At 37.4% G+C, this 19,392-nt stretch carries 16 protein-coding genes and 1 other annotated feature; of the genes, 8 read left to right on the forward strand and 8 right to left on the reverse strand.

Annotated features, from left to right (window positions below; translation table 11 throughout):
• The first annotated feature begins 160 nt into the window (after nt 1–160).
• Entirely contained in the window at nt 161–718 is a 558-nt protein-coding gene (locus tag PYW32_RS12460; RefSeq protein ID WP_016173952.1) for a DUF536 domain-containing protein, read from the forward strand.
• Between the two features lie 41 nt (nt 719–759).
• Here PYW32_RS12460 and PYW32_RS12465 read toward each other — a convergent pair whose 3' ends face one another.
• Both PYW32_RS12465 and PYW32_RS12470 read right to left on the reverse strand, forming a co-directional pair.
• A complete protein-coding gene (locus PYW32_RS12465) occupies nt 760–1,101 on the reverse strand; it encodes a YlbF/YmcA family competence regulator (RefSeq protein WP_016173951.1) in 342 nt (113 codons plus the stop codon).
• A gap of 66 nt (nt 1,102–1,167) precedes the next feature.
• Nucleotides 1,168–3,345, reverse strand: coding sequence for a PBP1A family penicillin-binding protein (locus tag PYW32_RS12470; protein WP_016173950.1), 2,178 nt, complete (start codon nt 3,343–3,345; stop codon nt 1,168–1,170).
• A 189-nt stretch (nt 3,346–3,534) separates the two neighbouring features.
• On the opposite strand from PYW32_RS12470, the gene PYW32_RS12475 reads away from it, so the two are divergent.
• Nucleotides 3,535–4,392, forward strand: coding sequence for an RluA family pseudouridine synthase (locus tag PYW32_RS12475; protein WP_016173949.1), 858 nt, complete (start codon nt 3,535–3,537; stop codon nt 4,390–4,392).
• Nucleotides 4,393–4,427: 35 nt separating this feature from the next.
• Here the strand turns inward: PYW32_RS12475 and PYW32_RS12480 are convergent, their stop codons facing one another.
• Together PYW32_RS12480 and PYW32_RS12485 are read right to left on the reverse strand one after the other, a co-directional pair.
• Complete coding sequence (locus tag PYW32_RS12480; RefSeq protein ID WP_016173948.1) at nt 4,428–5,150, reverse strand: pseudouridine synthase; 723 nt, start codon at nt 5,148–5,150, stop codon at nt 4,428–4,430.
• A gap of 51 nt (nt 5,151–5,201) precedes the next feature.
• On the reverse strand, nt 5,202–6,848 hold the full coding sequence (locus PYW32_RS12485; protein WP_016173947.1) for a putative polysaccharide biosynthesis protein: 1,647 nt from the start codon (nt 6,846–6,848) through the stop codon (nt 5,202–5,204).
• A gap of 177 nt (nt 6,849–7,025) precedes the next feature.
• Here PYW32_RS12485 and murE point away from each other — a divergent pair, with 177 nt between their 5' ends.
• The 3 genes from murE to PYW32_RS12500 all read left to right on the forward strand — a co-directional run bounded on the left by murE (nt 7,026) and on the right by PYW32_RS12500 (nt 9,401).
• On the forward strand, nt 7,026–8,540 hold the full coding sequence (murE, locus tag PYW32_RS12490) for a UDP-N-acetylmuramyl-tripeptide synthetase (RefSeq protein ID WP_016173946.1): 1,515 nt from the start codon (nt 7,026–7,028) through the stop codon (nt 8,538–8,540).
• Between the two features lie 105 nt (nt 8,541–8,645).
• Complete coding sequence (locus PYW32_RS12495; RefSeq protein WP_016173945.1) at nt 8,646–8,873, forward strand: hypothetical protein; 228 nt, start codon at nt 8,646–8,648, stop codon at nt 8,871–8,873.
• A 117-nt stretch (nt 8,874–8,990) separates the two neighbouring features.
• A complete protein-coding gene (locus PYW32_RS12500) occupies nt 8,991–9,401 on the forward strand; it encodes an Ohr family peroxiredoxin (protein WP_016173944.1) in 411 nt (136 codons plus the stop codon).
• Nucleotides 9,402–9,435: 34 nt separating this feature from the next.
• Here the strand turns inward: PYW32_RS12500 and PYW32_RS12505 are convergent, their stop codons facing one another.
• The 4 genes from PYW32_RS12505 to PYW32_RS12520 all read right to left on the reverse strand — a co-directional run bounded on the left by PYW32_RS12505 (nt 9,436) and on the right by PYW32_RS12520 (nt 16,878).
• Entirely contained in the window at nt 9,436–10,551 is a 1,116-nt protein-coding gene (locus PYW32_RS12505; RefSeq protein WP_016173943.1) for a glycerate kinase family protein, read from the reverse strand.
• Between the two features lie 114 nt (nt 10,552–10,665).
• Nucleotides 10,666–13,080 (reverse strand): leucine--tRNA ligase, encoded by a 2,415-nt coding sequence (gene leuS / locus PYW32_RS12510; RefSeq protein WP_016173942.1) that lies wholly within the window; start codon nt 13,078–13,080, stop codon nt 10,666–10,668.
• Nucleotides 13,081–13,137: 57 nt separating this feature from the next.
• Nucleotides 13,138–13,358, reverse strand: a binding site (T-box leader).
• Between the two features lie 47 nt (nt 13,359–13,405).
• The gene (locus PYW32_RS12515) at nt 13,406–14,332 is read right to left on the reverse strand and encodes a LysR family transcriptional regulator (protein WP_016173941.1); all 927 of its coding nucleotides are present in this window, start codon (nt 14,330–14,332) and stop codon (nt 13,406–13,408) included.
• 296 nt (nt 14,333–14,628) lie between these two features.
• Nucleotides 14,629–16,878 (reverse strand): LysM peptidoglycan-binding domain-containing protein, encoded by a 2,250-nt coding sequence (locus PYW32_RS12520; RefSeq protein WP_016173940.1) that lies wholly within the window; start codon nt 16,876–16,878, stop codon nt 14,629–14,631.
• Nucleotides 16,879–17,167: 289 nt separating this feature from the next.
• Here PYW32_RS12520 and PYW32_RS12525 point away from each other — a divergent pair, with 289 nt between their 5' ends.
• The 3 genes from PYW32_RS12525 to mnmM are packed head-to-tail and all read left to right on the forward strand — an operon-like array spanning nt 17,168 to nt 19,359.
• Nucleotides 17,168–17,818 (forward strand): phosphatase PAP2 family protein, encoded by a 651-nt coding sequence (locus PYW32_RS12525; RefSeq protein WP_016173939.1) that lies wholly within the window; start codon nt 17,168–17,170, stop codon nt 17,816–17,818.
• A gap of 19 nt (nt 17,819–17,837) precedes the next feature.
• Nucleotides 17,838–18,821, forward strand: coding sequence for a tRNA modification radical SAM protein MnmL/YtqA (gene mnmL / locus PYW32_RS12530; RefSeq protein WP_016173938.1), 984 nt, complete (start codon nt 17,838–17,840; stop codon nt 18,819–18,821).
• Nucleotides 18,796–19,359 carry a tRNA 5-(aminomethyl)-2-thiouridylate-methyltransferase MnmM gene (gene mnmM, locus PYW32_RS12535; protein ID WP_016173937.1) on the forward strand — a complete coding sequence of 188 codons (564 nt, stop codon included), beginning with the start codon at nt 18,796–18,798 and terminating at the stop codon, nt 19,357–19,359. Before mnmL ends, mnmM begins: the two co-directional genes overlap by 26 nt.
• The last annotated feature ends 33 nt before the right edge of the window (nt 19,360–19,392 follow it).

The following is a 19,392-nucleotide window of genomic DNA, read 5'->3' on the forward strand; positions in this document are numbered from 1 at the left end:
TCCCCATCATCATTACCTCGGTAAAACAATGCGCTTACGCAGAAAAAAATAAAAATATAGAGATTATTCAAGCTTTCTTGTGAAATTTATGATAGAATCTACCTATTGAAATACTTAGATAATCCCTAAGTAATTACTAGGTAAAGGAGAAATAAAAATTATGGCAGAACAAACAGGCAAAACACTGACTCAATTAGCGAATGAATTAGGCGTATCTCGCGATAAAATAATCTATCGTTACAAGAAATTACCTGAAGATCATTACTATAAAGAAAACAACACTATTTACATTAAAGAAAATGGGGTTCAACGCATTATTGATGAACTAGGGGAAGACATCAATGAGGAAACACCTCAACAGGAAGTAAGTAGCCCAATTAATGATTATTTAATTGAGCAATTAGCGAAAAAAGATGAGCAAATTGAGCAATTACAAAAACTAATCGATCAACAACAACAATTAAATGCCGAAGATAAAAAATTAATCAAAGAATTGCATCAATATTTCGCTTTAGAAGCACCGAAAGAATCAAATGAAGAAGAAGACAAACGTTCAGCAGAGCTAGAAGCACAAGTTGCTAAATTAGAAGAACAAATGAAAAAAGCAGAAGCTCTATCAACTGAAAAAGAGCAATTAGAAAAAGAATTAGCGGACTTGAAAGCTGATTTAGAAGCCAAACAAAAGAAATGGTACCAATTCTGGAAAAAGAAAAATTAAAAAAAAGGAGTAGCATGCTGTTGCATGCCGCTCCTTTTTAATTAGTCTTGGTATAATTCTCTTAAAGGTGTCATGATGATACGATTTAAATCGTTAATCACAGTACTAAATGATTGTTCCACACGCATTAAATCAGCAATCAATGCTTCTTTTTGAATTTCTTCAGCTAATGCTTGTGCTTGTTGTGCATCCTCATCAGTCATTTCTTCACCAGCAGCCATTTTTTGTTGTAGTGACATTTGGAATTCTTGGAATTGTTTGAACAGACCAAACGCTTGTTCATCTGCTTTTAGTTTAGCAAATGTATCGCTTAATTCTTGGAATTGCTCCATTTCACGAATTTCACGTTCTAATTGATTGGCTGTATCATAAATGTTAGACATAATTGTCCCTCGCTTTTCTTTAAAGATATCCATATTGTAACATGTTCTATTTCATGTGGCTAATGCTTATCTTAGTCTATCCCGAATTCCCCGGAATAGGTCTTTAGCACCTTCTGTGACTTTTTCGCCGAATTTTTGCATGCCTTCTTTGGCATCTTCGGTAAATTTATCTAAGTCGTCTTGCCATGGTTGTTTTTCTTCTGGCGTTGTCTGTTCTTCTGGTGCTTCGTCTGGTGACATTACTTGACCATCTGTCCAATAAGCGTCAGCAACAGCAAAATTAGTACCCGTTGTATAAGGTAAAATCCCTTCTGCCTGAGCTTTGAAAATTGGCCCCACTGTTTCACCACTGGTTCCGACTAAATAATGGTCTTTACTGGTTTTTTCAAATCCCAACCAAGTAGAAATGACCACATCTGGTGTATAACCTACAATCCATTGGTCATTATTTTTTGAAGCATCAAAATTCGTTTCAGTTGTTCCTGTTTTACCAGCAACAGTATAGTTATAAGGTGCAGCTTCCATCGCTGTTCCATTTGAGAAGGTCCCTAATAACATACTTGTCATTTCATCGGCTGTCTCTTTAGAGATGACTTTCTTGCCTTTTGGTTGGGTGTTATCGACAATCACCGCACCGGTTGAGTCGATAATTTTCGTGATCAAATGCGGTGTATATAAAGTTCCACCATTGGCAAAAACACCATACGCGCCAGCCATCGTCATTGGAGAAACACCGTATTCTAATCCTCCTAATGCGACACCCCAATACTTATCAGATTCGGTCAAATTCAAACCAAATGCTTTCGCTTTATTGTATCCTTTGTCCAGCCCAATTTCATGTAACAACCACACTGCTGGCAAGTTTAAACTACGCGCAACAGCTTGATACATTGGCACTTCATTTTCATAGGTTCCACTGTAGTTTTTTGCCTCATAATAACTTTGTGGTTCATCTTTTAAAATACTATCTGGTTTGTAGCCAGCTTCTAGTGCAGGAGCATACACACTCAATGGTTTAATGGTTGAACCTGGTGAACGTTTCATGTCTGTCGCAAAGTTAAATCCTCTAAAGGTGTAGTCCCCACGACGACCAATTAATCCACGAACCCCACCTGTCGCAGGATCTAACGCTACAGAAGCAGATTGTACCATCGTACCGTCTTCAGCATTCGGTGGGAAATACCCATTTTCTGCATACGTGTCCTGCATCGCATTTTGGTAATTTTGGTCTAATGAAGTATAAATTTTATACCCGCGATTCATTAAATCATCGTCTTCAATCCCATATTCACGTTCTGCTTCATTAATCACCGCGTCAAAGTAATATGGATATTGATAGCCAGCATCCGTTTGGTCATACGTATCATATAATAAATCAGTAATGGCGACTTGGCTTTCTTGATCAGCTAATGCTTGGTCTAATTTGCCATTTTCAACCATCAACTGCAAAATAGTATCCCGACGATTCGTTGCTGCTTCTGGTTCGTCAATGGGATTATAAATCGATGGCCCTTTTAACATTCCGATTAAAGTTGCTGCTTCACCAATAGTTAGATCTGTCGCATTCACACCAAAATATTTTTGAGACGCATCTTGAATCCCCCAAACCCCATTGCCGAAATAAGATGTATTTAAATACATTGCCAAAATTTCATCTTTCGAATATTTTTTTTCAATTTCGATAGCTAAAAAGATTTCTTTGGCTTTTCGATTAAATGTTTGGTCTATCGTTAAATAGGCATTTTTGGCCAATTGCTGTGTGATGGTACTCCCACCACCACCGCTAGTACTGCGATTAATCACCATTCGGACGGCTGCACGCCCAATCCCTTTAATGTCAAACCCATGGTGACTATAAAAACTACGGTCCTCCGTAGAAATAACTGCGTCTACCACATAAGGCGAGACATGCTCTAAATCCACATAGGTTCCTTTTTGTGCCGACATTCGTCCAGCCTCTTGATTATCTTTGTCATAAATAATCGTGGATTCTCGCAAGCCAGATTCCAATTCTGAGACCTTAGTTGTTTTTGCAATATAAAATAAGTAGATACTCATGACTAAAGCGCCAACTAATGCGAATAAAATAATAATTTTATTGACATGATATTTTTTCCATACCCGTTTGCGCCATTGATGAAATTGAATCAAATACGGTTTCACCCACTGCCAAAAACGAATCAAATATTCTTTTATAATGCCTAAATATTTTTTAATTGTAGCTAAAAAGCGCTGAAAATCCATCGCTTCCCCTCCTCTATCAAAGTGTAGCACATTTTTCTCATAAAAAAATACGACTAAAGACGTAAGTTCCGTCATTTTAACACAGACTTCGACTTTGCCTAGTTTACCATTGAAATGTCACAATTTCGTTGTTTTTTTCTTAAAAAAGCGTTAAAGATGATATAATGACAGGCGAAAGGAGCATTGACTGTGGAATATTCAATTACTTTACCTGCTTCACAACAACCAATGACAATTCGCGACTTACTTGAAAAGGAATGGTTGGTTCCTCGAAAAGTCCGACACTTTTTACGCGTTCGAAAAAATGTCTTATTAAATCATGAAACAGCGATGTTTCATCAAGAAATTAAAGCGGGCGATGTTATCACGTTACGCTTAGAAGAAACCGATTATCAGTATCAAGATATCCACCTTGGTAATAAAAAAACCATTCAACCGCTGTTTGAAGACGAGCATATTATTCTCGTTAATAAACCCGCTGGTGTCAAAACACATCCCAACCAACCAGATGAAACCGATACGTTATTAAATGATTTAGCTGCTTATCTCGCTGAAAAACAACAACGTGCGTATGTTGTTCATCGTTTAGACAAAGAAACCAGTGGCGTGATTTTATTTGCTAAAAACCCGCTCGTTTTGCCTATTTTAGGTCGATTATTGGAACAAAAAACCATTTATCGACGCTATCAAGCAGTTGTTTGGGGAAAATTGACTAAAAATAGCACGATTACCAAAAAAATCGGTCGTGACCGTCATGACCGACGCAAACGTGTCATCGACGAACGAAAAGGAAAAACGGCGATTACGCATCTCGAAGTCCATGCCGTGCAACAAAAAACTAGTGAAGTCTACTGTGTCCTAGACACTGGTCGCACCCATCAAATTCGCGTTCATTTGGCAAGTATTGGTCATCCGATTGTCGGCGATCCTTTGTATCAAAATAAAAAAGGCAAGCGACTCTTACTCCATGCTTCGGAAATGTTTTTAGTGCATCCGTTTACGAAAGAACAAATGCACGTAACCGCCAAACCCGGATTGTGGGAATAAAAAAGCTTTGATTCGAGGGCGAATCAAAGCTTTTTTTACGACTTTTGCTCTAATAATACCAATTCTGCTTCGGTTAACCCCCGATGTTCCCCGTAATCAAGTGTTTCATCTAAAGACAAGCCACCCATCCGAATCCGTTTTAAATAGGTCACTTCTTTCCCCACCGCTTGAACCATTCGCTTCACTTGATGAAATTTCCCTTCATGCAAAATCAAACGAATCTCAGAGGTTTCTTCAACCTCATTCACAGTATCAATCATTAATTTAGCAGGCAAACATTCTTCGCCGCCATCAATCGTTAGGCCTTTTTCAAAAGCAACAACATCGGCTGGCGTCATCATACCTGCCACTTGCGCATAGTATTCTTTTTCAACATGACGTTTTGGTGACAACAAGCGATGAGCTAATGCACCATCATTGGTAATAACCAACAAGCCTTCTGTATCTTTATCTAAACGCCCCACTGGAAATAAATCATCCCGATAATCCTCATCATCAAATAAATCCATGACCGTTTCATCATAATCATCAATAGTTGCTGAAATAACGCCGGCTGGTTTGTTTAACAAATAATAAAAATATTTTTGATAGACAACGGGTTCACCATCAAATACTACGTTGTCTTCGTTTTCATTGACTTGAAATTTATCTGATTTCACAACGGTACCGTTGACTGAAACCAATCCTTTTTTGATAAACTGTTTCACTTCTTTTCGTGAGCCGAAATCCATATCGGCTAAATATTTATCTAAACGCATTTTTTCTCCTTTTCAATAGAAAAGTTCGGAAGAGAATGCCTTCCGAACCTGTTATTTAATGTGTAATTTTCTTCTAAAACGAGCCATCCCTGAGCCAAGTAATTTATCTGCTAAGCGTAGTTTCAAGGCAATATAGACATAGACTAGCACACCCACACCTGCAACAATCAAAATAATCAGGAAGGATTGGACTTTGCTATCGGGATTTAAGAACATTTCTAAACCAAACTTTGTTACTCCAGCAAATGCCACCATAATCGCTGTCATCACAGTAATCAATGCGGTGCGTTTCCACGTAAGACTCATATTGAAACGGGTTTTTTTATGGATTTTCCATAAATTTAAGTAACAGGTAACGCCCATTCCTAGAGTGGTTGAAACAATCGGTCCATATGCTTCTAACGTGTGAATACACACAGATTGTGTCGCTAGTTTAACAGCTAAACCAATGACAAAGAACAACACAGCAGAACCATTTTCATAGATTCCTTGTAACATCATAGACGTAACCATAAATAGCCCTTGAATCAAACCAGACACACAGACTGCTATCAATAGATTCGCACCTAATTGATCTGGTTTATAAAACATCGTATTTAAGGGATACGCTAAAATCATCATACCGAGCGTTGCAGGTAACATCACAAATGCATATAACTGTAAGTTATTGCTCACTAATTTTGCCATTCCCGCATAATCTTGTTTGGCATAAGATTCTGTTAACAATGGCATACCCACAATCGCCATTGAAGTTGCTAGACCAATGACTACCATTGATAATTTGTCAGGATTCCCACCAAATAAAGCCATCAAAGCGATTAATTGATTTTGAGAATATTCCGTAAAACTACTCATCGTGTGAACAAATGTATATTGGTCAACTAATTTAAAAATTGTTAATCCTGCTCCTAAAATAATAAACGGAATAGCTTCTTTTACTGTTGAAACCAATAATTTAATGGTATCAACTTCACCAGTTTCTTTACTATGTTCTGCTAAAATATCCATTTTAATTTTCTCTTTACGGAAATAATAAATTAAAATAGCTGTACCTGCTAACGCACCAATAAACGCGCCAAACGTTGATTGTGTGACAGCCGCAACATAATCGCCATCCCCTAATTCCATAATCATAAAGGTCGCTATCAACATATACACAACGCGTGCCACTTGTTCCACTAATTGCGAAATCGCAAACGGCGCAATGTTTTGAATCCCTTGGAAGTATCCGCGAATGACACTCATCACTGGAATAACTAAAATTGCGACACTTAACGAACGCATCGAAGGAATTAAATCAACACCACCACCCGCAGCTTGTGACAACATCGGCGCGGCAAAATACATAATTAACGCACTGACCAATCCTAAAATCGCCATTGCTTGCAAGGAACGATGGAATAAGCGCTGACTTATGCGATATTCTTGTCTGGAATTGTGGTATGCGACCTGTTTAGCTATCGCTGCAGGAATTCCTGCTGTTGACACCATAATGAACAAGGCATAAACATTGTACCCCATATTAAATAAAGCATTCCCTACATCGCCGTACTCACCCATCCAATAATACCAAGGCAAAATATAAATAACGCCCATCAAACGAGAGCCAATATTGCCAATGGTCATCCAAGCAGAACCACGCGCCATTTTGTCTTCATTTGTCAATTCAGATGAAGTCTGTTTTGTATTATCTGTCATTGAGTTCTTCTCCACTTTCTTTCATACATATCTCTTATTCTAATGCGAAATGCTGTTTGTCGCAATCTATTTTTCTATTCGTTACACCCTTTTAATATTTCAACTTGCGAAAATGCCCGTTTCTGATATCCTATGCTATAATTAGCTAGAACTTTAGGACAAGGAGTAAACTTATTTATGTATTCCATGACAATGAATGAACTATGTAACCTTTTAATCAAACACAATTTACTTCAAGAAAACGAAGATACAAAAAAATGGGTTCAACTGGCACAAGAAACAGCCGGCCCTAGCTTTACGTATATTTCTTATGATTCACGTGATCTAAAAGAGCAGACGCTATTCTTTTGTAAAGGTCTTAATTTTAAAGCCGAACTTTTAGAAGCTGCTGTGCGTGATGGGGTCACCTATTATCTTTCTGAAGTCGCTTATGCAGTCGATGCACAAGGGATTCTGGTCACAGATATTCGCGAAACAATGGCCATTGTTGCCCAAGCATTTTATCAACAACCACAAGATAAACTGTACAAAATCGGAATCACAGGTACAAAAGGAAAAACAACCGCTGCGTATTTCATCAAAAAAGTGTTTGATGAAGCATTCCAACAAAAAGTTGCGCTGTTTTCTTCCGAAGAAACAACATTAGATGGGAAAAATTTTTATGCCTCAAAATTAACCACCCCCGAAGCCTTAGACTTATATCGTCAAATGGCCTTAGCTGTGGAAAGTGGCACGACACATTTAGTAATGGAAGTTTCTTCACAAGCTTATAAAACCAAACGTGTCTTTCATTTAACTTTTGAAACAGGGATATTTTTAAATATCAGTCCCGATCATATCAGTCCCATTGAACATGCTACGTTTGAAGAATATTTCGAATGCAAACGTCAATTGCTGTTGAACAGTAAACAAATGGTGATAAATCATGATAGCGATCATTTTGATGTTTTAGAAGACATTTGCCAAAAAGAACAGATTCCTTATTACACGTTTGGACAAAAAACTGGTACTTACCGTATTCAAGCGTTAGAAAATCCACGCTGTTTCCATTTAGAAGCATCCGAAGATACCTTAGAAGCAAACGGCGATTATCAACTTGCTTTGTTTGGTACCTTTAATCATGACAATGCTGCAGCAACTATTTTAACCGCTCGTTTAGCTGGCGTGTCAAAAACAATCATTCAAAACGGTCTGCCACAAAGTCATGTCCCTGGTCGAATGAACTTATTGGAAAAACCAAATGGAACCTATGTCTTCATCGATTATGCACATAACTATTTAAGCATTAAAGCAATTGGCGAATTCGCCAAAGAATTAAGACCCAATGGACGTGTCATTATCGTGACTGGTAGTGCAGGTGACAAAGCGCTCTCTCGTCGCCCTGATATCGGACGCGCACTAAGCGAATGTGCGGATGTTGCGATTTTAACCAGCGATGATCCAGGATTTGAAGATGCTGCAGCAATTACCGAGGAAATTTATCAAGCCATTACTAATCCGAATTTACCTGTAGAGATTGAATTAGATCGTGCCAAAGCTGTGACAAAAGCTGTTGAAATGGCACAACCCGAAGATACGGTCATTTTAGCTGGTAAAGGAACCGAACAAATGATGAAAGTTCGTGGTGTGCAAGAACCTTACGAGGGAGATTTCCATATTACCCAACGATTAATTCGCGAAAACCAAGCCTAATTATTGCAAAAAGATTACAATAGAAAATTTATAAAAAATTTTCTGTCATTTCTTTTAATTTCTTGTATAATAATTGTGAATGTAAAATTAAAGGGGATACGCTTCATGGGCAAACAAAGAAAATTTCTTTATTATGCAGTTATTGCATTGGTCGTTGTTATCGCTAGTTTCTTAGGTTGGAAAATGTTAACAGCAATGGGTGTGATAGGTTTACCAGATGTCACTCATCTGCACACTCGCTCAGCACTTCCGCATGGGTTAATTTTGGTATTGTTCTTACCAATTATTGCTACAGGTGCACTATTTTATGGAATTGCTTATACAAAAAAATAAACGAGAGCGTAATGATTGCGCTCTTTTTTTGTGCACAATAATAAGGCACTTCGGTTTTCATTCTGCACGTTTTATACTATAGTTAAGATAGATTAAAAACGAAAGGGTGTTTCTTGTATGAGTAAAAAATTAGGCGTTTCAACAGTAATTAACGAAGGCGGTCGTGAAGGCGTAAGTAAGTCGTTAAATGGTGATTTTGAAGTAAAAACATCTGGAACGAAAAAAGAAGGTTATACAAACCCTGAAGAGTTGTTTGCTGCAGGTTTTGCTGCTTGTTTCAACGGCGCACTTATTTTCCCATTAGAACGTGATGGACATGGTGATTTACCTCGTTCCGTTCGTGCCGAAGTAACATTATTAGGTGATTTACCAGATTACCACACATTACATTTAGCAGTCCATCTAATTGGTAAAATCGAAGGTCTTTCAAAAGAAGAAACATTGAAATATATGGAAGAAACACACAACATTTGCCCATATTCTAAAGCCGTTAACGGCAATGTCAAAGTAACATACGAAGCAGAATAATACCATCAATGAAGAGGCTACTATCTTAGCCTCTTCATTTTTTATACATAAAAACCTGACTTAACTCTTGGGCGATATGTTGAATATTTGTTAGGGTACGCTCTTTTTCCATCGCTAATTCTAAAGAAATCGGCCCTTGTTGAATACTAAAAACACCGAGGGTTCCCTCGGTCATTTTACCGATGTCTACCGTACGACTCCCACACAACCCAATCACTGGTATTTCAAGCTTTTGAGCAAGTTTCATCACACCATATGGAACTTTCCCCTGGTCTGTTTGCTCATCTATTTTCCCTTCACCTGTAAAAATCAAATCTGCTTGCTGTAATTTTTCTTCTAAACGCAACAGTTGCTGCAATGTCAAAAAACCTGGTGCTATTTTTCCACCTAGTAGCATAACCGCTCCACCCAAACCACCAGCAGCTCCAGCACCAGAAATAGAAGATAAATCCAAATTAGTGAAGTGTAGAATTTCTTTGGCTACAATTTGTGCGTGTTCTTCCATTTCAACAACTGTTTTTTCAGAGGCTCCTTTTTGTGGTGCAAAGGTTTGTGCAAAGCCATTTTTACCTAGGTAAGGATTCGTCACATCCGCTAATGCAATGAATTCAACATCTTTAAACACATCTTGAATCCCTGTTAAATCAAGCGATTGGACGCTTAATAAAGGATTCCCTAAAGACGCATCGATAGTTGCACCAATGGACTGTAACAATCCTAACCCACCATCTGATGTTGCACTACCACCTAAAGTGAAATAAATTTTTGTAACACGGTGCGTGAGGGCATCTTGAATGACTTTACCTAAACCATAAGAAGATGCTTGGCGAATTACAGCATCAGACGGTTCATGTAGATGAATGCCAATAAACACCGCTGATTCAATCACAGCAATCGTCTGACCATCCAATGAGCTTAACAAATAACTTCCCTCAATTGGCTCTCCTATAGGATCAGATGTGCTTACTTTTTGCCAAGTACCACCTATTTCTGCATAAATAGCTGCCATTGTCCCTTCCCCACCATCGGCAATCGGAATATTGCATTTTTCTGTCCAAATTTCATCGGACAAACCTGCTAAAACAGCAGCATTTAATTCTTCCGATGTTGCACATCCTTTAAATGAATCAATCATCGCTACGACTTTCATTGGCTCACGTCCTTTTTGTTTAGTACTATTTTAACGTATCACATTTATTCCAACAAATTATTATCAAAAGAAAAAACGCTCCTCCTGCAAAATACAGAAGGAGCGAAAGTGGTATTAATTTGCCACGATATTAACTAATTTTCCAGGTACTGCAATCACTTTACGGATTGTTTTTCCGGCAATTTGTTCTTGAATAGTTGCGTCAGCTTTCGCAATTGCTTCTAACTCTTCACGACTAGCTTCAGCTGGTACATTTACTTTAGCGCGAACTTTCCCATTCACTTGTAAGACAATTTCAACTTCATCTTCCACAAGCGCTGATTCATCATAAATTGGCCAGCCAACGTATGAAATATCTTGCTCGTTTCCTAAGATTGACCATAATTCTTCGCCCAAGTGTGGCGCAATTGGTGCAAGTAATTGAACAAACCCTTCAACATATTCATAAGGAAGTGCATCTGCTTTGTACGCTTCATTAACAAAGACCATCATTTGAGAAATAGCGGTATTGAAATGCAGATTTTCAAAGTCTTCAGTTACTTTTTTAACTGTTTGATTGTAAACTTTTGTTAAGTTACCATCATTGAATGTGGTAATACGGTCACGCATTTTACCATTTTCATCCACAATTAAACGCCATACACGATCAAGGAATTTACGACTTCCTTCTAATCCATTTTCACTCCAAGCAATGGACGCATCCAATGGACCCATGAACATTTCATACATGCGCAAAGTGTCTGCCCCATATTGTGCTACTACATCATCTGGATTCACGACATTGCCACGTGATTTAGACATTTTCTCGTTGTTTGAGCCTAGAATCATTCCTTGATTGTATAATTTTTGGAATGGTTCTTTAGTTGGGACTACACCCAAATCATACAAGAATTTATGCCAGAAACGTGCATACAATAAATGCAATACAGCATGTTCGGCACCACCGATATAAATATCCACTGGTAACCAACGCTCTAATTTTTCATAACTTGCTAGTTCATTTTTATTATGTGGATCAACGAAACGTAAGAAATACCATGAGCTACCTGCCCATTGTGGCATGGTATTCGTTTCACGACGGCCTTTTTTACCTGTTTCTGGGTCAACGACATTTACCCACTCATCAATATTGGCTAATGGTGACTCACCTGTTCCACTTGGACGAATATCATCTGTTTTTGGCAAACGCAATGGTAATTCTGATTCAGGAACAGTTGTAGTTGTCCCATCTTCCCAATGAATAACAGGAATTGGTTCACCCCAATAACGTTGGCGAGAAAATAACCAATCACGTAGACGATAGCTCACTTCTTGTTTTCCAACACCATTTTCTTCTAACCAAGCAATCATTTTAGCAATCGCATCTTCTTTGTTCATACCATCTAAGAAATCAGAATTAATGTGCGTGCCGTCTTCTGTGAACGCCGCTTCTTCTACATTGCCACCTTCAAGAACGGGAATAATTTCCAAATTAAATGTTTTAGCAAATTCATAGTCGCGTTCATCATGAGCTGGAACCGCCATAATTGCGCCCGTTCCATAAGTTGCTAGCACATAATCAGCAATCCAAATTGGAATTTCTTTGCCATTGACTGGGTTAATTGCGTATGCGCCTGTGAAGACGCCCGTTTTTTCTTTGGCTAAATCTGTACGGTTTAAATCTGATTTTTTTGAAGCTTCATCAATATAAGCATCAATTGCCGCTTTTTGTTCTGGTGTCGTAATTTCCTTCACTAAGTCTAATTCTGGAGCTAATACTGCATAAGTTGCACCAAATAAGGTATCTGGACGTGTAGTAAAAACGGTGAAATCTTTATCCGTCCCAGCGACTTTAAATGTCACATTCGCACCTACTGAACGACCAATCCAGTTGCGTTGCATATCTTTAATGCTTTCTGGCCAATCTAGCTCTTCTAAATCTTCCAATAAACGATCTGCATAAGCAGTAATTTTTAACATCCATTGACGCATTGGTTTACGAACAACATCGTAGCCGCCACGTTCACTTTTGCCATCAATTACTTCTTCATTCGCAATAACTGTTCCTAATTCTGGTACCCAGTTTACAGCTACTTCTGCTTCATAGGCTAACCCTTTTTCATACAATTTTGTAAAAATCCATTGTGTCCATTTGTAGTATTCTGGATCAGTGGTATTAATTTCACGATTCCAGTCATAACTAAAACCTAAAGAATTGATTTGACGACGGAAAGTTTCAATATTTTTCTTTGTAAATTCTGCTGGATCATTTCCTGTATCTAACGCATATTGTTCTGCAGGTAAACCAAACGCATCCCACCCCATTGGATGTAACACATTATAACCTTGGCTACGTTTAAAACGTGCTAAAATATCCGTTGCTGTATACCCTTCAGGATGCCCTACGTGTAACCCTTGACCAGATGGATAAGGAAACATGTCTAAAGCATAAAACTTTGGTTTGCCTTCTTCATCATGCGTATTAAATGTATTGTTTTTTGCCCAATACTTTTGCCATTTTTTTTCAACTTCTTTGTGATTGTAATTCACTACTTGACTCCTCCTTAATAAAATAAAAAAGTCCTATAAGAAGCACAAAAAAGCCTCTTATAGGACGTAATTGACGTGGTACCACCTATATTCGTTGGACATGCTCCAACCTCAATCGTTGTAACGGCCGACACCGTGTCTTCTCTACACACTTTTGATTAAAGCTTTAAGAAAACAATACACTCAAAGGCGAGTTCAACAGGTCTTTTGTACATTTTCACCAACCATGTACTCTCTAAAAAAAGAACGCTACTTACTACTCCTTTTCAAACATGCATAAGTCATTATTGCCTTCATACTATCAAAAAAGCAGGTTAAATTCAATTTATTTCTTTTTATTTTTCTGTGTTTCTTGAAAATCAATGAAATATTTTTTCAAATTTGTCAAAAAGGCTTCCCCAATTGCTGAAATCTTTCTGGTTTTCTTTTTAATCATCACCATTTTGTTTTCTGGTGAGTTGGCTAAAGGAATTAATACAATCCCTTGACCGCGCGGATCTTCCACTAATCCAGAACCTGATCCATAAGCATCCGTTCGTTGTAAAATCCCTGTCAAAGTCGCTCGATCACTTGTATGGATCACTTGTGTAATCCCCGGAAAATCAATTAAATCTTCTGCAAAGTACGTATAATTATTGGTTTCTTGTGTAAAGCGAACTTGCGAATAATCATGTAAATCTGATAATTCAATCACTGATTTCGTCGCTAAAGGATGTCCTTCACGCATAAAGATATGTGTTTGGAAAGTGGTTAAAATTTCATAGTCCAATTCCCCATTTTCCAATAGACGACTTAATCCTGCTTGATTGGAGTCATTGAATAATAAAATACCAAATTCACTGCGATATTGTTCGACATCTTTAATTACATTTAAAGTGGTACTTTCGAAAATTCGAAAATCATTGTAATCGGGAAAATCTTTCACTAATTGACTAATCATGATTGATAGAAAATCATAATGCTGACTAGAAATCGAAAAATGTTTCTCATTTTCTTCATTCGCTAAATAACGATTTTCTAATAATTCAACTTGTGCCAAAATCGGTTGTGTATATTGAAAAAAGTCCATTCCTTCAGAAGTTAACGATGCCCCTTGTCTCGTACGTTCAAATAGTTGCACATCTAACTCTTTTTCCAACTCTTTAATTGCGTGCGAAAGACTTGGTTGCGAGATATATAATTTTTTAGCGGCTTCGCGAAAACTACCATTATTGGCAATTGCTGCGACATAACGCATTTGTTGGATATTCACTCATTTCCCCTCCTGATTCGTTTTATTTTCTATAGTAACGAACCAATTGATTGTTGGTCAATCTTTTTTTCTTTTGTCTTTTTCAAATCTTTTTTCAATATAACGAACATTATTATTAATTTTTCATAATTTTAATGTTAAAATAGGATGAGAAACTTATAAAAAAGGCACCTTCTTAGAAGAAAGTGCCTTAAATCAATCATTTATCGGTTTCCAAAACCTGAAAATGATTTTGTTTTATTCTTGAAAATTTGTGAAAAAACGAACTTTATCAAACTATTCGCTGAAATTCACGATTAAGCAACTTTTAAAGTTAGCCCTGGATAAATAAAATTATTCTCTATGTTGTTCCAACTGCATAATTCATCAATTGAGATTCCAAACTTATCTGACACTAACCAAACGGAGTCTCCTGATTTTACTGTGTAAGTTGTAACATTCGCATTATCTGCATTATTGTTTGTACTAACGTTGGTAGTTGGTGTTGACGGCGTGATTGATTGATTTGACTGATTGGCAGCAGTCGAATTACCTTTTACAATCAATGATTGACCTGGATAGATAAAGTTGTTTTGAATTCCATTCAAACTACATAACTCATCTATCGTAAGACCAAATTTATCAGCGATCAACCAAACCGAATCTCCTGATTGAACTGTATAACTACCAGTGTTGCTATTGGCTTGTGGCGCTGATGGTTCTGGAGTTGTTGGTGTGGTTGATTGACTAGGTTGACTCGGCTTATTGGCAGAAGTCGAGTTACCTTTTACAACTAATGATTGACCTGGATAGATAAAGTTATTTTGAATCCCATTCCAACTACATAATTCATCCATTGTCATGCCGTATTTATCAGCAACTAACCAAACCGAATCTCCTGATTGAACCGTATAGGTCGCTTGACTTCCAGTATTTGGCGCTTGGGTGGTCGGTGTACTTGGTGTCGTTTGTTGACTTGGTGTGCTTGTGTTTGCAGAACCACCTTTAGCAACTACTAATGTCTGACCTGGGTAAATAAAATTATTTTGAATCCCATTTAAACTAGATAATTCGTCCATTGTTAAACCAAATTTATTAGCAACGAACCAAACTGAATCCCCTGATTTCACTGTGTAAGTTGTTTGACTTCCACTATTTGCATTGGGCGTAGATGGTGTACTTGGTTGACTTGGCTTATTGGCAGAAGCCGCATCACCTTTAACCTTTAATGTTTGACCTGGATAGATAAAGTTATCTTGGATACCATTCAAGCGACATAATTCATCCATTGTCATGCCGTATTTATCAGCAATGAACCAAACTGAATCTCCTGATTGAACCGTATAAGTTGCTCCAGTATTTGTGGATGGTGTACTTGGTTTGTTTGGCGTACTTGGTTGACTTGGCTTATTGGCAGAAGCTGCGTCACCTTTAACCTTTAATGTTTGACCTGGATAGATAAAATTATTTTGAATCCCATTCAAGCTACATAGCTCATCCATTGTCATGCTGTATTTATTAGCAACTAACCAAACTGAATCTCCTGATTGGACCGTGTATGTCGCCCCATTATTCGTTGTTGGTGTGGATGGTATACTTGGTTTATTTTGTTGTGTGGTTGGTTGACTTGGCTTGTTAGTAGAAGTTGCGTCACCTTTTGATACGATTAATTTTTGACCTGGGTAGATGAAATTATTTTGAATCCCATTTAGGCTGCACAACTCATCCATTGTCATTCCATAGCGATCAGCAATTAACCAAACCGAATCTCCTGATTGAACCGTATAATTTTGACCATTGGCAGTTGGCTTCGACGGTGTAGACGGAGTTGGTGGTGTAGACGGTTTATTTTGTGTACTTGTATTTGTATTCGTCGCTTCATTAGTAGTGTTTCCTGAAGCTGGCGTATCATATCGTGTTAAGTTGTAGCTTTCAATAACATTATTTAGAGCACTCGCATAGTTTGGTGCAGTAGCGTAACGACCTGTTAACCACGCAGTAGCATCACGATAAGAAGAAGTATTGCTCTTCCATGCACCTGAATAATAGTAGACACCTGGTTGCAAAGAAACATTTTTTAATGTATTTGCATTGTCTTGGAATGATTCTGAGAATGAAGGATATTTTTTAAATGGTTCTTTCATGGTTACCCATTGTCCATTCAAATATTCTTGTGTATTCATATACACAGTCTCTCCATTATAACTACCTTTAATACCAAATAAATTGTGGTATGGTGATTGAGAAAGGCCACTTTGACCCCAACCACTTTCAATAACTGCTTGTGCAATCATGACAGATGCATACAAGTTATTAGGACCAGCAATTGTCTGTGCATGACCAGCTAATTGCTCAATATATGCGTTAGAATTTGTCGAAGAATAGACAGTGCTTTGTTGAGACTCATTTTCAGCAGCTTCTACTTCAACGCTTGGTAAAAGTGGTGTCGCAACAGAAATAGCTGTGACAGTACTTCCCAAAACTGCAGCACTTTTTCTCATCTTACGATATAAGAGAGGATGCTGTTCTATTTTTTTCAGTTCTTTTCTCGATAAAGCCTTCTCCATTTTTTGACCTCCATTTTTTTAAATTACCTTTTTTTACTACATTTTTTAGTATACAGGTTATTTTTTCTTAATAAAAGTTTAAATATCTCAAAATGTAAATTGTAAAATATTTGTAATATGTACATTTCTACACATCCTTAAAAAAACCTTATTAAACCAACGTTTCAGCATGTTTTTCCGCAGAATATTTTATTAATTTTTTATGGGAAAATTACCATGGATTTTTTATCATCGAAAAAGTCTATGCTATAATGTATTCGTTAAATTGAATAAATATAGAGGAGTTTTTATGAATAACAAACTATACACACAATTTGTGGGCAGTTGCTCACTCGTTCTTTTTGCTTTTTTGGGCTACGTTGTCAAATTTTATCCAGTTTGGATTCAGCCCTTCGATCAAGTGATTACCAATGGTGTACGCTCGTTGTATCCGACATGGAATCCTTTTTTCTTATGGATTACTAAATTTGCCAATCCAAGTACAATTGTCGTTTTGTTTCTAGCACTTTTATTTGTTTTGATCTATGGCAAACGTTATGCAGAAGCAGCTTGGTTTTCTCTAGGGGTTATTGGAATTGCTGGAATTTTTAATCCCTTGATTAAATTACTCTTTATGCGAGAACGTCCAACTCTTGAGCATCTAGTCACAGAGCATAGTTATAGTTTTCCTAGTGGGCATTCGACAGCAAGTATGGTACTTTACGGAACATTAATTTTCTTTGTTGCTTTATTTATCCAAAACACCTATTTAAAACGTGGTGTTCAAGTTCTTTTAGGTATCTGGATTGTCTTAATTGGTATGAGTCGTATTTATTTAGGCGTACATTTTCCTAGTGATATTGTTGGAGGTTTTTCACTAGGTCTAGGGTGGTTATTGTTAACTTACCCGTATTATCAAAAACAACGCTTTGTTTGGCGCTTTAAAAATAAGCAACTTTAACAGAAGGTGAGCATTACTTATGAATCCATTTATCTATGCAGAAGATAAAAATAAACGGTATCACTCTTGGAATTATGCATTGCGCCAAGAATTTGGTTGTAAGATTTTTAAAGTAGTGATTGATGGCGGTTTTGATTGTCCGAATCGTGACGGAACTGTCGCCCATGGTGGTTGTACGTTTTGTAGTGTTTCTGGTTCAGGCGACATGATTTTAGCGCCTGAAGACCCATTACCAGTCCAATTCAATAAAGAAATCAAACGGATGCATCAAAAATGGCCCCATGTTGATCAATATATCGTCTACTTTCAAAATTTCACAAATACGCATGCACCCCTTGCAGAAATTAAAGAACGCTTTGAACAAGTAATTAATCTACCGGGTGTTGTGGGATTATCAATCGGGACACGCCCCGACTGTTTACCAGATGATGTCGTGGATTACTTAGCAGAATTAAATGAGCGTTTGTATCTTTGGGTAGAACTTGGTTTACAAACAACTTTTGAAGAAACGAGTCATCTAATCAATCGTGCCCACGATTATCAAACTTATCTTGATGGTGTGGCTAAATTGCGTAAACATCAGATTCGTGTCTGCACCCATTTAATTAACGGTTTGCCACAAGAGACCCCCGAAATGATGCTGGAAAATGTACGACGAACAATTTTAGATTCAGATATTCAAGGGATTAAGTTACATCTGCTTCATTTGATGCGTAATACACGTATGTTGCGTGATTATCATGAAGGTCGCTTACAGTTGCTTTCACGAGAACAATATATAGAACTCACTTGTGACCAGTTGGAAATGATTCCAGCAGAAATAATCATTCACCGTTTAACAGGTGATGCTCCTCGGGATATGTTGGTAGGTCCAATGTGGAGTTTAAAAAAATGGGAAACATTGAATGCAATTGATGAAGAATTACTGCGAAGAAATTCGTACCAAGGAAAATTCAATGTACGAAAGGAACCTTTACATGCTACAAACCGCCTTGCATTTTAGTCATACTTTGTTAAAAGAAGTGGTACAACCTGGGAATTATGTTGTTGATGCTACTATGGGAAATGGCAATGACACCTTATTATTAGCTGAATTAGTAGGTAAAACCGGAAAAGTTTACGCATTTGATGTACAAGAACAAGCACTGATTTCTACACATAAACGTTTAATTGACAATGATTTAGAACATCGAGTGCAGTTAATTCATGATGGGCATCAACATCTTGATGATTACCTAGGTAAAGATCAAGAAATTCACGCAGCTATTTTTAATCTAGGCTATTTACCCCAAAGTGATAAACAAGTGATTACTTTGCCTGAAACAACTCGGAAAGCCTTGGACAGTTGTTTAAATCACCTTGTGCGCAAAGGACGGATTATCATTGTTTCTTATTATGGGCATGAAGGCGGGCAAGAAGAATTAGAAACAGTGTCTACTTACTGTCGAACACTTCCACAAAAATTATTTAATGTACTAACTTATCAATTTATCAATCAACAAAACCAACCACCTATTTTATTTTGTATTGAGAAAAAATAAACAGGCTAGCTGACATGCGTGCTTCATTGTCAG

It is taken from the genome of Enterococcus saccharolyticus subsp. saccharolyticus (assembly GCF_029023825.1).
Classification (GTDB): Bacteria; Bacillota; Bacilli; order Lactobacillales; family Enterococcaceae; genus Enterococcus_F; species Enterococcus_F saccharolyticus.

What these genes read in the sequence shown, in the direction of transcription:
- PYW32_RS12520 (WP_016173940.1), bottom strand. Translation starts at nt 16,878, where the DNA reads ATGGAGAAGGCTTTATCGAGAAAAGAACTGAAAAAAATAGAACAGCAT.
- mnmL (WP_016173938.1), top strand. Translation starts at nt 17,838, where the DNA reads ATGAATCCATTTATCTATGCAGAAGATAAAAATAAACGGTATCACTCT.
- PYW32_RS12525 (WP_016173939.1), top strand. Translation starts at nt 17,168, where the DNA reads ATGAATAACAAACTATACACACAATTTGTGGGCAGTTGCTCACTCGTT.
- PYW32_RS12460 (WP_016173952.1), top strand. Translation starts at nt 161, where the DNA reads ATGGCAGAACAAACAGGCAAAACACTGACTCAATTAGCGAATGAATTA.
- PYW32_RS12480 (WP_016173948.1), bottom strand. Translation starts at nt 5,150, where the DNA reads ATGCGTTTAGATAAATATTTAGCCGATATGGATTTCGGCTCACGAAAA.
- mnmM (WP_016173937.1), top strand. Translation starts at nt 18,796, where the DNA reads ATGCTACAAACCGCCTTGCATTTTAGTCATACTTTGTTAAAAGAAGTG.
- PYW32_RS12505 (WP_016173943.1), bottom strand. Translation starts at nt 10,551, where the DNA reads ATGAAAGTCGTAGCGATGATTGATTCATTTAAAGGATGTGCAACATCG.
- murE (WP_016173946.1), top strand. Translation starts at nt 7,026, where the DNA reads ATGTATTCCATGACAATGAATGAACTATGTAACCTTTTAATCAAACAC.
- PYW32_RS12495 (WP_016173945.1), top strand. Translation starts at nt 8,646, where the DNA reads ATGGGCAAACAAAGAAAATTTCTTTATTATGCAGTTATTGCATTGGTC.
- PYW32_RS12465 (WP_016173951.1), bottom strand. Translation starts at nt 1,101, where the DNA reads ATGTCTAACATTTATGATACAGCCAATCAATTAGAACGTGAAATTCGT.
- PYW32_RS12470 (WP_016173950.1), bottom strand. Translation starts at nt 3,345, where the DNA reads ATGGATTTTCAGCGCTTTTTAGCTACAATTAAAAAATATTTAGGCATT.
- PYW32_RS12485 (WP_016173947.1), bottom strand. Translation starts at nt 6,848, where the DNA reads ATGACAGATAATACAAAACAGACTTCATCTGAATTGACAAATGAAGAC.
- PYW32_RS12500 (WP_016173944.1), top strand. Translation starts at nt 8,991, where the DNA reads ATGAGTAAAAAATTAGGCGTTTCAACAGTAATTAACGAAGGCGGTCGT.